Origin of the sequence: Winogradskyella thalassocola (genome assembly GCF_900099995.1) — a bacterium.
Classification (GTDB): domain Bacteria; phylum Bacteroidota; class Bacteroidia; order Flavobacteriales; family Flavobacteriaceae; genus Winogradskyella; species Winogradskyella thalassocola.
The window spans coordinates 1-12,888 of record NZ_FNCZ01000016.1 but is presented as its reverse complement, the minus strand read 5'-3'; the positions used below and the strand labels follow the sequence as shown (position 1 = coordinate 12,888).

At 31.4% G+C, this 12,888-nt stretch carries 16 protein-coding genes; 15 read left to right on the top strand and 1 reads right to left on the bottom strand.

Annotated elements, in window-relative coordinates; genetic code table 11:
* Nucleotides 1–69: 69 nt before the first annotated feature.
* The 3 genes from BLT80_RS19560 to BLT80_RS19550 all read left to right on the top strand — a co-directional run bounded on the left by BLT80_RS19560 (nt 70) and on the right by BLT80_RS19550 (nt 2,153).
* Complete coding sequence (locus BLT80_RS19560) at nt 70–951, top strand: IS3 family transposase (protein ID WP_139181116.1); 882 nt, start codon at nt 70–72, stop codon at nt 949–951.
* Nucleotides 952–1,003: 52 nt separating this feature from the next.
* On the top strand, nt 1,004–1,420 hold the full coding sequence (locus BLT80_RS19555) for a hypothetical protein (RefSeq protein WP_092471191.1): 417 nt from the start codon (nt 1,004–1,006) through the stop codon (nt 1,418–1,420).
* A 151-nt stretch (nt 1,421–1,571) separates the two neighbouring features.
* Nucleotides 1,572–2,153: a hypothetical protein gene (locus tag BLT80_RS19550; RefSeq protein ID WP_092471189.1), complete on the top strand. Its 582-nt coding sequence runs from the start codon at nt 1,572–1,574 to the stop codon at nt 2,151–2,153.
* Nucleotides 2,154–2,543: 390 nt separating this feature from the next.
* Here BLT80_RS19550 and BLT80_RS19545 read toward each other — a convergent pair whose 3' ends face one another.
* Nucleotides 2,544–2,906, bottom strand: a complete 363-nt coding sequence (locus BLT80_RS19545; RefSeq protein ID WP_092471187.1) for a DUF983 domain-containing protein — start codon at nt 2,904–2,906, stop codon at nt 2,544–2,546.
* 93 nt (nt 2,907–2,999) lie between these two features.
* Between BLT80_RS19545 and BLT80_RS19540 the strand changes: the two genes are divergently transcribed.
* The 12 genes from BLT80_RS19540 (at nt 3,000) to BLT80_RS19490 (ending at nt 12,583) form a co-directional block, all read left to right on the top strand.
* Entirely contained in the window at nt 3,000–3,872 is an 873-nt protein-coding gene (locus BLT80_RS19540; protein ID WP_092471185.1) for a helix-turn-helix domain-containing protein, read from the top strand.
* Between the two features lie 193 nt (nt 3,873–4,065).
* Nucleotides 4,066–4,500 carry a hypothetical protein gene (locus BLT80_RS19535; RefSeq protein WP_092471183.1) on the top strand — a complete coding sequence of 145 codons (435 nt, stop codon included), beginning with the start codon at nt 4,066–4,068 and terminating at the stop codon, nt 4,498–4,500.
* Between the two features lie 37 nt (nt 4,501–4,537).
* Nucleotides 4,538–5,077 (top strand): hypothetical protein, encoded by a 540-nt coding sequence (locus BLT80_RS19530; RefSeq protein ID WP_092471181.1) that lies wholly within the window; start codon nt 4,538–4,540, stop codon nt 5,075–5,077.
* 251 nt (nt 5,078–5,328) lie between these two features.
* Complete coding sequence (locus tag BLT80_RS19525) at nt 5,329–5,814, top strand: DUF6896 domain-containing protein (RefSeq protein ID WP_092471179.1); 486 nt, start codon at nt 5,329–5,331, stop codon at nt 5,812–5,814.
* A 104-nt stretch (nt 5,815–5,918) separates the two neighbouring features.
* A complete protein-coding gene (locus tag BLT80_RS20190; protein ID WP_175455655.1) occupies nt 5,919–6,413 on the top strand; it encodes a GNAT family N-acetyltransferase in 495 nt (164 codons plus the stop codon).
* A 3-nt stretch (nt 6,414–6,416) separates the two neighbouring features.
* Complete coding sequence (locus tag BLT80_RS20185) at nt 6,417–6,824, top strand: GNAT family N-acetyltransferase (RefSeq protein ID WP_175455654.1); 408 nt, start codon at nt 6,417–6,419, stop codon at nt 6,822–6,824.
* Between the two features lie 6 nt (nt 6,825–6,830).
* Nucleotides 6,831–7,169: an avidin-fold protein gene (locus BLT80_RS19515; RefSeq protein WP_092471177.1), complete on the top strand. Its 339-nt coding sequence runs from the start codon at nt 6,831–6,833 to the stop codon at nt 7,167–7,169.
* A 224-nt stretch (nt 7,170–7,393) separates the two neighbouring features.
* Nucleotides 7,394–8,116 (top strand): DUF6090 family protein, encoded by a 723-nt coding sequence (locus tag BLT80_RS19510; protein ID WP_092471175.1) that lies wholly within the window; start codon nt 7,394–7,396, stop codon nt 8,114–8,116.
* Between the two features lie 202 nt (nt 8,117–8,318).
* Nucleotides 8,319–8,963 (top strand): alpha/beta hydrolase, encoded by a 645-nt coding sequence (locus BLT80_RS19505; RefSeq protein WP_092471173.1) that lies wholly within the window; start codon nt 8,319–8,321, stop codon nt 8,961–8,963.
* Nucleotides 8,964–9,190: 227 nt separating this feature from the next.
* On the top strand, nt 9,191–10,540 hold the full coding sequence (locus BLT80_RS19500; protein ID WP_092471171.1) for a serine hydrolase domain-containing protein: 1,350 nt from the start codon (nt 9,191–9,193) through the stop codon (nt 10,538–10,540).
* Nucleotides 10,541–10,752: 212 nt separating this feature from the next.
* Nucleotides 10,753–11,703, top strand: a complete 951-nt coding sequence (locus BLT80_RS19495; RefSeq protein ID WP_092471169.1) for a ketopantoate reductase family protein — start codon at nt 10,753–10,755, stop codon at nt 11,701–11,703.
* A gap of 49 nt (nt 11,704–11,752) precedes the next feature.
* Nucleotides 11,753–12,583, top strand: coding sequence for a DUF4261 domain-containing protein (locus BLT80_RS19490; RefSeq protein WP_245710309.1), 831 nt, complete (start codon nt 11,753–11,755; stop codon nt 12,581–12,583).
* Nucleotides 12,584–12,888: the final 305 nt, after the last annotated feature.

The following is a 12,888-nucleotide window of genomic DNA, read 5'->3' as shown; positions in this document are numbered from 1 at the left end:
AGATGCTTTGGTATTAGATTCATATCTGGAAGTAGCTGCCGAAGATCTTGGCTATAAATCTGTAGCTGAATTAAAAAAAAAGTTAAGCATAAAGCCTTAGTAAAAGCTGAACAGAAATCTAAGGGATTTGCTTCTTTAACTACCATAACCCATTGTTTTGGGCTTAAACGTGATGCGTATTATAAATACAAATCTAGAGCTGATATGCGTTTAGAAATAGAACAACATATTATTGAAATTGTTAGAGAAAGGCGCAAATCCCTTCCTAGAGAAGGCGTTAGAAAACTTTTAAAATCATTAGATGCAGATTTTACTGAAGCCAATATTAAGGTTGGTAGAGATACTTTATTTAATGTTCTTAGAAAGCACCAAATGCTAACACTTAGAAAGAGAACTAGTGCCAGAACGACTAACTCGTATCATCGTTTTTATAAATACAATAACATTATAAAAGATGTAGAAGTCACAAGGTCTAACCAAGTATGGGTGTCTGACATCACATATATTAGAACAGTTAAAGGCTTTTGTTACTTAGCTTTGATAACAGATATGTATTCCAGGAAAATAGTCGGTTATGACCTAAGTGATAGCTTAGAACTAAAAGGCTGTGTGAGAGCGCTTAATAAGGCCATTTACAAAGCTAAAAACACTAATGGACTCATACATCATTCAGATAGAGGAATACAGTATTGTAGCAATCAATACACACAGATTTTAAAAAGAAAAAAGATAGATATTAGTATGACTGAAGAAAATCATTGTTACGAAAATGCGATGGCGGAACGCGTAAACGGCATCTTAAAAGATGAATTTTACCTTGACCAAACCTTTGACAACGTGGCTCACGCAAAAAGAGCTGCAAAAAATGCAATTAATTTATACAACGAAATAAGATTACATTTATCTTTAGATTATAAAACACCTAATATGGTATATAAATTATCAGCGTAAATTCAATTTTAACCTGTAGCCATATTTCAGGACTAGACATTTGAGAAAACCTATGAAATTCAATTATTCTAAATCACATTTGAAAGGAAATTTAGTTTTAGGAATAGTGCAAATCGGAATGGGAATTGCTAGCTTGATTACGGATTCAATGGGACTTTTCTTTCAATATGGATGGATTTTAATCGGAACTGTTACTTTGACTCAAAATTACAAAGGAAGAAAAGCACCTTATTTAATTCTTCAAAACGAGACGTTGTTGACTCAATACTTATTTGGATATAAAAAAATTCGGATTTCTGAATTTAATGAAATTGAGAAAAAGAAAAACTCTTTGATTATAAAAAATAACAAAAAGAAAAAGAAAATATGGATTTGGCAAGCAGAAAAACACACACCTGAATTGTTATACGTTGGAATAAATAAAATCATTAACAAAAAAAAAAAGAAACTGAATAAAAACGTATGGTAACACCGTATAATTAATTGCTTGGTCACTGCCGACTCACGAACATTCCTGCGGAATATTATTTGCTAAATTAGTTGCTTAAACACGCTACCCCCGAGCGCAGCGAACAGACGAAGTAAACCATACACAAAACCGTTGACAGTAATTTGAGAAAATGGAATATATATTAATACCTCTTGGAATTTTTATTGTTGCGATTTCCAGAGCATATTATTTGGATTATAAAAGTGATAAAGAAGAATTTAATTTCTCTTTAAAAAATGTTGGAAAAAAAGTTCTTGAATATTGTTTTGTTCTATTGATAATATTTGGAATTAAATCTGCGTACTCTTATTTCATTCCTTTAAATAAAACTCACGGAGTTGAATGTAACTCTGAACGGTTGAAATTAGGAATCCCACAAATATCAGACAATCTAAAACACATTCCTGAATGGTCAGAGCAATTCGAAATAGCTTGGTATGATGAGAATTCAAAAAATGGACATTTCAAGAAAGTTGTTGAATATGGGTTTTTAAATGCTAAATCTGAAACTGACTATTACAAAAACGAAAACAAAAAAGATATTTATGTATGGTCGGAATATGATTTTACCAATAACGCGTTCGAATATTTTATGGAGAAACCTAATGATAAAGTTGCTTCAGTTACGGAAAATGGAAAACTAAAATTTGAAAAACCAAGAATAGAAAAAAAAATAAATCAATCGGAATTTGAAAAGTTTATATCGGAATAAAAACTACTGGCAACAACGCATATAACTTATTGCATATTACCCCCCTTATGGGAATTCATTGCAATTTGCCATCTTTCGGCTACGACGTAACAGTCTATTGGCCAGGAATATATGAGAACAAATCCATCCAAAAGAAATAGCGCCAGCACTGAATAACTCCATACTTTACTATTATAAGTTAGAAGCTAAAAATGTTGATTTGTACGAAGAATACAGGTTGGTCGAAATAAGAAATAGTAAAATTGAAAACAAAATTTTTGAAATTCCGGAGCACAAAGATGCCAAAGGATTTAAAAGAGAAAACAAAAAGAAAGGTCGCTATAAATTTTACGAATTAACGAAATAAAAACGTTTGCCAACTTAGGCACATAACTACGCCTAGCCGAAACCTTAACTTCCGACCTTTTCTTTATAAAACAAATAGATCCAAATAGACCTCGACAATTTAAAATTAAAAGTACTTAATAGAAATGCCATCGCCACAATAATTAAGAAAACACGTAAGGGTGAAAACTCAATTAGACTCCAAAACACAACCATACACGCCATCATTTCTGCCGCAGCAAGTGCATAACTAACAAACATAGCGCCAAAAAAGAAACCCACTTCACGTTCAAATTTATAATCACAGATTAGGCACCTATCGTTCATTTTAGGAATCTTCAACAATAGGATATTTCCACTGTCACTAAAAATCTTACCGTCTTTACAATTAGGACATTTACAATTCAAAGCATTAATAACTTTACTCATCACATCGTGTTTATTAGTCCGCAAAATTCCGATTATAAATTGCTTTTAGACATATAGTATATACACCAATTTTTGTACTTTTAGGACATTATTATGAAAATACCTATTCTCAATATTAGTCAGTTTAAAGAATCCGCGTCGCTAAATGATGTGTATATCAATTCGTTTTCAAATCATATACAGCTCAATAAGAGTTTAATAAATAAACCACACAGTCATAATTTCTATCTATGTGTGCTCTTTAGTGAAGGCACTGGAACCCACGAAATTGATTTTAATTCTTATGATATAAATCCGGGGAAGGTGTTCTTTTTAAAACCAGGGCAAACACATTTTTGGAAATTTGAAACCTCTCCAGAAGGTTACATCTTTTTTCATTCTCAAGAATTTTATGAACTCAAATTTTTAGAACATAAGCTTCAAACGTTTCCTTTTTTCTACTCGAATCAAAACCCACCTGTACTAGAATTAACTCATGCAAAACAGAAAGAATTATATCTTAATTTTCAGGAAGCATATCACGAATATCAGCAAACTAATCTATTAAGAGAGTTAAAAATCGTAAACGCCATTAACAACATTTATATAGAATTAACAAGGGCATATACAGTTGATACCAATTTAGAGAAACTGAATTCACCGCACTATGCTAACATACTTGAAAAGTTAGAAACCCTAATTAACTCTCATTTTTACAATGAGAAATTACCGAAATTTTATGCGGACAAATTACATATAACTACAAAGCATCTCAATAGAGTCGTAAAAGAAACCATAGATAAAACCACAAGCCAGTTAATTTCTGAAAGAATAATCCTAGAAGCAAAACGATTGATTGTACATTCTAAAGGCAATTTGGCCAATATAGCCTATACACTCCAATTCTCTGACTATGCCTATTTTTCAAAGTTTTTTAAATCTAAAACAGGTATGACGCCTTTAGATTTTCGGAAAAAGTATTTTTGATGACATGCTGATTATTTAAAAATACAATACATGATTATAAGCCTTGAACTGGTTCAAATTAGAAACAATTCTACCCAATCTGCTATCTGTGATTTATTTGCTAAATTAGGTGTTTAAACACGTAGCACTCAGGCTCAGGAAACAGACGGCGTAAACTATAAACAAAACCGCTGCATTCAATTTAAGGAAACTAATGAAACGAAATTTAACCATATTATATAAAACATTCTCGTTCCTTATAGTGATTCCTGTATCACTATTAACTGAATATTTTTTTCCTGAATTTAAAATTAATATAGGATTTTTTATTGGCTGGATAATTGGAAATATTACACATCAATTTTGGTCAAAACCGTTATATCTTGATTACATAAAAACTGAAAAGAATATACTTACGATTACCTATTCAAACCCACTTTTGAAAAAAGGAACTGAAGCATATGAATTAGAGAATGTTTTGGCTTTACGAATTAAAAAACCGAATTTTTTCAGCAACTATGGGAAAATCGAATTCGAATTTAACGGATTAAACATAAAGTTTGTTTTTTTAAAAACAGATCGAAAAAGGATTATTAATGACACAAAAGAAATTGTTGAATTAAAAAAAACGGTATACAAAACCGTATAGAAAAAAATGAGATGCGACCTTAAAAAAACAATTACAAATGAAAACCGTAAGACGATTATTTAACGAAACTATTCCTGTAATCATCGGAATCTTGATTGCTTTATTAATTAATAACTGGAATGAAGACAGAAAGGATAAAATATATTTAAATCAAATATTTTCATCTATCGAAAGCGAATTAGAAGACAGCAGCTTAGATATAAAAAGAGTGATTCCTAAGCAATTGGCATCTGTGGATACCCTCAATACTTATATGGACAATGACAACGTCACCTTGTACGAAATAATGATGAAGTCTAATGGTATTCAGAGTCCTACTATAAAGACTAATTCGTGGAATGCTATTGCCAATTCTAAAATTGAATTAATTGATTATAAAAAATTATCTGCTTTATCTGATATTGAAGAAAGGAAACAAAATTTAATTCAAAGAATAGAAAGACAAATGGAATATGGTTTTCAGAACTTTGAAAAGGCCGATAAGAATAAGAAGGTAATTTTTAAGATGATGATTTTAGACATCATTGGTGCAGAAAAAGAATTACAATCTAAGATCGAAGAGTTAATAAAAAAATAAAGTCGGTTGCCAGCACTGTATAAAATTAATTGTTTGCTTCTAGCCGACTTACAAAATCCCCATAAACTTCTAATGGTCATAAAATTACGTAAAGTCATGTATGTAAATATCTAAAAAATGTTATAGCTTTATAAACTTAAAACGGTAAGTTAAAAGCACCTTATCCAAAAAGGAATAAGAGATAAAAACCTTGCCAATAATTAAAAATTAACCTAACTCTAAAGTTGCCATTGTAGATGAAATATTGACAATTGGGAGTATCCAATTATTGTAAAACATTTGAAAAACTGAACTCAATAGAAAAAATAATTTTAGGAGTAGTCATTAAGTTCGATTCAAAAGCGAATGAATTAATAAATATTCTAGGGACTGAATTTAACCTTGACCTATCGAAAGAACACCCTTTTAGCAAGTTAATTACGTGCCAAAATGATTTATGGAAAGGTTCTTTACCTGATAATTGGATTTATCAATTTCACGGAAGTCATTGCCGATTTGAAAATAAGATTAATAATCAAATTTTAGACATAAAAATAAATGGCGGAATAAATTATGGAATTTTTAATAGCTCAACTTTATTATGGTTTATAGAAACCACTAAAGAGTGGAAAGATGTTTACAAAAAGATTAAGGTAAATGAGATTTTGACTGAATGCCTAACTACTTTAGAACAAGAAAATTATATAATTGACATTGGAGAATTCGGATATAAATCACTAATTATAAATAACATATAGCGTGATGAATAAAAAACGTTTTACAATACAGTATAATGATAATTGCTCAATTTCCGGCGTTACCGAAGGTCGTTGTACGTAAGCTAAAAACCATTTGGCACGATATGAAAATTAGGAAAGGAAACATAAACGATTTAACTTCCGTAAAACACTTAGGACTAACTACTTGGAAGCAATTTGAGACTAAACTGACTCATAGAAACTGGGATAAATTATTAAATAGTCTATCAAACGAGAAGGTATACAGCGACTTATTGCAAAATTCTACAAGTTACGTTTGTGAAAATGACACAGGAGAAATAATTGGAATGAGTTTTTTAGTCCCAAGCGGTAATCCAACAGAAATATATAATGTAGACCAATGTTATATCCGATTTGTAACCGTTTCAGAGAACTACAAAGGTTTAAAAATAGGACAGCAACTAACTGAAGCATGTATTGAATTTGCTAAAAAAAGTGGCGAGAAAAAAATAGCGCTTCACACATCAGAATTTATGGATAAAGCGCGACACATTTATGAAAAACTTGGATTTAAAAGAATAAAAGAACTCGAGCCGAGATATGGTAAAAAATATTGGCTTTACGAAATGAATTTATAAAGTATGATAAGGTATCAAATAGAAACAGAATTAAGCGTTGAAGAATTTACTGAAGTTCTAATAAATTCAACATTGGGAGAACGAAGACCAGTCTCGGAACCCGATAGAATTGCTAAAATGCTTGAATACGGGAATTTAACAATTACAGCAAGACATAACGGAAAATTGGTAGGTGTTGCAAGGTCTTTAACGGACTTTGTTTATTGCACTTACTTATCTGATTTAGCTATTGATGAAACACACCAAAAACAAGGCATCGGAAAAGAGCTGATTCGGCAAACTAAATTGGCTTCACCTAAAGCCAAACTCATACTTCTTTCAGCACCTAAAGCAGTAAGTTATTATCCAAAAATCGGAATGTCTCAATGGGAACAATGTTATGTTTTAGATAATATAGATGATCTAAATTAAGACTAAATGATTGATTATAACGGAAAAATATTTAGACCAATTTTAAATTCAGAAAACGGAGAAACATCGAGCGAAACTGTTTTTATATATCATCAAACAGGAAACATTCTGACATCTGAATATTCTGGTGGTAAGGTAAAAAAAGGCCATCTCATCGGAATTGTAGATAAAAACGCTAACATAGATATGCGTTACCACCAAATAAATAATAAAAATGAAATTATGACAGGAACATGTAAATCAAGACCTGAAATTCTTAAAAGTGGAAAAATCCGCCTTTATGAAACTTGGGAATGGACATCAGGAGATAAGTCAACAGGACTATCAATAATAGAAGAACAATAAAAGCTTAGGCACAACAAAGTATAGAAGGTATGGCTTGGTCGGTCCTCACATGGAAAAAAATCCCTAAAGATTGCACAAAACCAGTTTCTATTTGGAAAGGTTAGAGCCAAAACACGCCACAGCTTATATACATATAAGTTCTGCTTCATTAACATAAACCGTTACATTATTCTCACTCGAACGGAATGAAATAATTATCCTAACTTTCGAGAAATAACCAACCAATGATAAAGTTCTTTAGAAAAATTAGACAAAATATGCTGACCGAAAATAAATTCAGTAAATATCTGATTTACGCAATTGGAGAAATTATTCTTGTCGTAATTGGTATTTTAATTGCATTGCAGATTAATAACTGGAATGAAGTTCAAAAGGGCAAATTGAAAGCTAACACTATTTTGAAAGAAATTCGTTCGGATATGGTTAAAGATTTAGAGTTAATCGAAGAATTAAAACCTTATTGGGGAAGAGAGATTATGTACTTTAAAAAGGTTTTACCTTCATTTAATCCTCGAAAAGAAATACCCCCCTTTGAAGGCTTCGATACAATTAGCAAAATATCTTATTCGGAGTTATTTGGCTATGACATGCCCTTTCGGTCAAGCAAAAGTGCCTACGATGCAATGATTGCTGATGGCAATTCTGACCTTATAATAAATGACACCTTATATTCAAATATTCAAAGGTTTTATACTTTTAATGCACCTACCAATGAAAATCTATTTGAAATCTTGAGGCAGGAATCATCTAATTTAAATTATAAATATGCTCATGTAATAGCTTATAAGCCGTATAAAAATATTAGTGATTTAACGGATGAATATTTAATAGCAGATCTTAATATTTATTTTCAATCAAAGAATTTTTATTATTGGAGAACATTTGTAATAAACCAGGAAAGCCTTAAGGATATTATTTCTCAAATTGACAAAGAATTAGAACAATAGCTGAATACAAAATAACGAAAGCACAATACCGTGTATAATTAATTGCTAGGTTACTACCGACTTTCGAACATTCCTTCGGAATATTGCTTCTCCAGTTCGCTGCGCTCGGGTTTATCTGTGATTTATTCGCTACATTAGGTACTTAACCACGCCCCTAATCATACATAAAAACGTGGCCTACAATTTTGAAAACGGTAAAGCAATGAAAATAAATCTATTAATTGGAATTCTTTTTTGCTCAATTTTATTTGCGTGCGGAAATAAAAATAATGACCGATTTGTTTTCTTCCTTCACAACCGATTTTTAGAAGAACACGAACTGAATGAATTGCATCCCGAATTTGGGCGAACTGAATACAACGCAATTATTGCTGAATTAAAAAAAGGAGGACTTAAAGTAATAAGCGAAAAACGTAATGGAAATGTTAACGCAAGGGAATACGCAACCGGAATTGTAACCCAAATTGACAGCTTAATAAAAATCGGAACAGAACCGAGAAAAATAACTGTGGTTGGAACTTCAAAAGGCGGATATATTGCTCAATACGTTTCTACCTTGGCAAATAATCACGATTTAAATTTTGTGTTTATCGCAAGTTTCAGGAACAGTGATATTCAAAACATACCCGAAATAAATTATTGCGGAAATATTTTAACGATTTATGAAAAGTCCGATCCATATGGAGTTTCTTCATGGGCTCGAAAGACAACCTCCAATTGCGACCTAAAACACTTTAAAGAAATCGAACTGAATACTGGACTGGGACACGGATTTTTATTCAAACCTTTAAAGGAGTGGATTGAACCGACCATAAAATGGGCAAACGGAAATTACAATGTAGAATAAAAACGGTTTGCAATACCGCATATAATTAATAGCTAGTCCTCCCCTACTTACCAACATTCTTACGGAATACTGTCCTGCCAGTTCGCTGCGCTTCGGTTTATCTGTGATTTATTTACTAAATTAGACCCTAAGACACACAACACCAGTGTGTAGCAAAAAAAAAAAAAAAAAAAACATACTCAATAATATTGACCACTATTAGACTCTAACGAAATAATAAAATTATTATGAAATTGACTTTCAAAACTGTAATAATATTATGCTTCACTTTTTACTGTACAGATACAGCTTCTCAAGTTAAAAGTGCTCAAATAGATAGTATCATTAATACTACTGTTAAAAATGATGGTCCGGGAGCTATCGTTTTTATTAAACAAAAAGGAAAGGTCCTTTATAAAAAAGCATTTGGCAAAGCCAATATAGAAAACAATGTTGATATGGATATCAAAAATTCATTTAACATAGGAAGTATAAGCAAAGAATTTACCGCAATTAGTATACTTCAGTTACTAGAGAAAGGAAAACTATCTCTCAACGATGCTCTCAATAGCTATATCCCTAATTATTCTAAAAATGGAGACAACATAAAGATTAAACACCTTTTGTCTCATACCTCTGGACTAAAAAGTCACACCGATACTATTTGGGCTAATACAGATGCAAGAAACTATTTTGAAAGCAGTAAAGAGGTCCTTAATTATTTTAAAAACGACACGATAAAGTTTGAGGCTGGTAAAAATCACGACTACTGTAATTTAAATTTTAACATATTAGCTTATATCGTCGAAAAGGCTTCAGGAATGGAATACGCTGATTATGTTGATGAAAATATATTTAAACCATTGGGTATGACCAATTCATACGTACCTGATGAAGGACAGGTAATTCCAAATCTAGCAACCGGGTACGAATTAAAAAATAATGCTATAGTGTATGCTAGATATCATTCTATCAGTCAAACGAGAGGTTCGAGTTCAATACATTCAACCGTAGAAGATCTTTCAAAATGGTATGATGGATTAATGAGTTCCAAAGTTATATCAAGGGAAAATTTGATAAAAGCGTGGACCCCTTTCACTTTAAATAACGGAAAAAAATCAGTTTATGGCTATGGCTTTTACAGTGATCAGAAATTTAACAAAACCGCTATTTTTCATAATGGCTTTATATTCGGCTATTCGATATCAGATATGTATTTTCCTGAAGATGATTTACTCATCTTGGTGGTATCGAACATCAGCGATATTAATGTGATAAACACTAATACATTATTATTTGATATTACCTCAAGCATTTACAAAAATGAAATTACTGAATTAACGACTTCCTTATTAGACAGTTATATAGGAACATATATAATGAATCAAGGTTTTAAAGCTGAAATCTTTCGAGAGGGATTGCAACTATTAATTGCTGTAGATGGAGGAAAAGCTAATGAATTATTCCCTGAAACAGAGACGTTATTTATGGTCAAGGATTTTCCTGCTAAAGTCGAATTTACACCTTCAACAAACGAAGGTAATATGGGCATTGTACTCTCTATGGGTTCAGACCGTTTTGAAGGAGTAAAAGAATAAAAAAAGCGTAGCATCAAAGTACTGTGGTAAAAAACAAGTAAAACCTTATTAGCTGTACACGCTCTCTATTGGCCATTAATTATTTAAAAAAATACTCTAAAAGTATTTTCGGTTTTTATTTGCTAAATTAGATGCTTAACTACACAACACCAAAGCGCAGGAAACACACTAACTAAACCATGCACAAAACCATTAGTCACAATTAGTCAAAAATGTCAAAAAAGAAACTATTAATCGCAGGAATTGGAGGAATAGGTGGATTCTTTGGAGGATTACTTGCAAAAGATTACTACGATAGTAATGACGTCGATATCTTTTTTCTTGCGAGAGGTCGTAATTTATTAAAAATTAAAGAATCCGGATTACGAATTAATGAGAATGACCTTGAATTGGTCATTAAACCAAACTTAGTTTCAGATAAAGTCAGTGATTTTGGTATTGTAGATTATATTCTAATGTGTACCAAGACGTATGACTTAGAGGAAACTTTAATACAACTATTACCATCCATTAATGATAACACTATAATTATACCTTTACAAAATGGAGTTGATAGCCATGACAAGATCGCTAAACAATTACCTAAGAATAGTATTGCCAAAGGGTGTGTTTATCTTGTTTCAAGGTTAGAAGAACCTGGGTTGATTATAAAAAACGGCAACATCCATTCATTATTCTTTGGCATGGATAATGGAGGCAACGAAAAACTACAATGGCTTCAAGATGCTTTTCTAAACGCTAATATAAAATCTGTTGTATCCGAGGACATTAATAAAATCACTTGGGAGAAGTTTATTTTTTTAGCTTCTATTGCAACGGCAACAGCCTACTTTGATTCCAATATTGGTGGTATTTTAAATAGTAAAGAGAAGTATAATATGTTAATCAATTTAATAAACGAAGTCACAGATTTAGCTATATCAAAGCAAATTAATATTGATAAAAATCAGCAGAAGGTCGTTTTAGAGAAACTGAAATCACTTCCATCTGATGCGACCACTTCTATGCATTCTGATTTTCGAAATAGAAAAAACAAAACGGAACTAGAAAGTTTAACAGGTTATGTCGTTGCAGAAGGAAAGCAAAACAGAATTAATATTGAAACATTCAACAACATGTATAAGGTATTAAAAAAAGCCCCTAACGAACTGTATAATACATAGCACCTTTCAGGATGCTTCGGCTTCATACAAAAAACCGTTAGACACAATTATGAAAAAATCAATAACACTACTATTAATCGGAATTATTTCAATGGGATTATTTAGCTTCTTAAAAAAAGAAAAAAAGGTTGAGACTAATACAAATTCAGCTATTTTAGGAATGGTACTTTTAGAAGAACCAAATGCATTTGACTTAAAAGGCACCGTAAATGAATTACGGACAAAATGGAAATTAAACGTAGATGACCATGACGCGGACAACAAAGCTGCTGTATTAGTAATTGGAGATTATAATATTGCCATAGCAAATATTCCTGCTGCGATACCAGAAGGTGAAGTAGAAAGCACTGCTAAATACAACTATTTCTGGAAAAATGGAGTTGAAGAATCCTCAAAGCATAAGGGACATATCGTCTTATCAATTATGAATGCCGGAAAAAATGCCGTTTATGAAAATTTATTATACAGCAAAATTGCCTCTGCTGTTATGAACAATAGTAAATCATTAGGAATTTATATTGGTGGTAGAACTTTAGTTATAAAAAAAGACTTCTACCAAGCAAATGTAGAAATGATGTCTGAAGAAGATCTACCATTATATAATTGGATTTACTTTGGTTTAAGAAACGAAAACGGTAAACAATCGGTTTACACCTATGGACTCGCTGACTTTGGAAAACAAGAAATGGAAATTGTGGAATCGGACAACTCAATTGAAGAGTTGAATGAAATGATGTTCAATTTAGTTCATTATGTTATAGCTTATAATGTCGTATTAAAAGATGGAGAAACAATTGGAATTTCCGCAGAGCAAAAACTAAAAATTTCTGAGTCAAAAGGTAAGTTTTTAGACGGAAAAACATTGAAAATTAAATATTAGACTATATATAATTTAGTCTTCGCCCTAACCTATTCATAAAAATCCTCGCAGCTGTTCTATTCAGTTACATTTTCTAAATTAGGCTATTAAATATCTAATTTCCACAAAACTACGTAATGTTACGTATAGAAATATCTAAAATATGTTATAGCTTTATAAATTGATAATAACATCTTATAAGCTGGATATAGACAATACGTATATCCAATTGTTGTACACAATTTGACCAAAAATGACATTTGAAGATATAAAAGCAAAATATTCTGATCGAGAACCAGCGTTCCCAGCGAATTGTCCTGAACCGA

Bases quoted from the DNA above. Each gene is read 5' to 3' on its own strand.
- BLT80_RS19555 (WP_092471191.1), top strand. From the start codon at position 1,004: ATGAAATTCAATTATTCTAAATCACATTTGAAAGGAAATTTAGTTTTA.
- BLT80_RS19545 (WP_092471187.1), bottom strand. From the start codon at position 2,906: ATGAGTAAAGTTATTAATGCTTTGAATTGTAAATGTCCTAATTGTAAA.
- BLT80_RS19500 (WP_092471171.1), top strand. From the start codon at position 9,191: ATGAAATTGACTTTCAAAACTGTAATAATATTATGCTTCACTTTTTAC.
- BLT80_RS19530 (WP_092471181.1), top strand. From the start codon at position 4,538: ATGAAAACCGTAAGACGATTATTTAACGAAACTATTCCTGTAATCATC.
- BLT80_RS19490 (WP_245710309.1), top strand. From the start codon at position 11,753: ATGAAAAAATCAATAACACTACTATTAATCGGAATTATTTCAATGGGA.
- BLT80_RS20185 (WP_175455654.1), top strand. From the start codon at position 6,417: ATGATAAGGTATCAAATAGAAACAGAATTAAGCGTTGAAGAATTTACT.
- BLT80_RS20190 (WP_175455655.1), top strand. From the start codon at position 5,919: ATGAAAATTAGGAAAGGAAACATAAACGATTTAACTTCCGTAAAACAC.
- BLT80_RS19535 (WP_092471183.1), top strand. From the start codon at position 4,066: ATGAAACGAAATTTAACCATATTATATAAAACATTCTCGTTCCTTATA.
- BLT80_RS19540 (WP_092471185.1), top strand. From the start codon at position 3,000: ATGAAAATACCTATTCTCAATATTAGTCAGTTTAAAGAATCCGCGTCG.
- BLT80_RS19510 (WP_092471175.1), top strand. From the start codon at position 7,394: ATGATAAAGTTCTTTAGAAAAATTAGACAAAATATGCTGACCGAAAAT.
- BLT80_RS19550 (WP_092471189.1), top strand. From the start codon at position 1,572: ATGGAATATATATTAATACCTCTTGGAATTTTTATTGTTGCGATTTCC.
- BLT80_RS19495 (WP_092471169.1), top strand. From the start codon at position 10,753: ATGTCAAAAAAGAAACTATTAATCGCAGGAATTGGAGGAATAGGTGGA.
- BLT80_RS19515 (WP_092471177.1), top strand. From the start codon at position 6,831: ATGATTGATTATAACGGAAAAATATTTAGACCAATTTTAAATTCAGAA.
- BLT80_RS19505 (WP_092471173.1), top strand. From the start codon at position 8,319: ATGAAAATAAATCTATTAATTGGAATTCTTTTTTGCTCAATTTTATTT.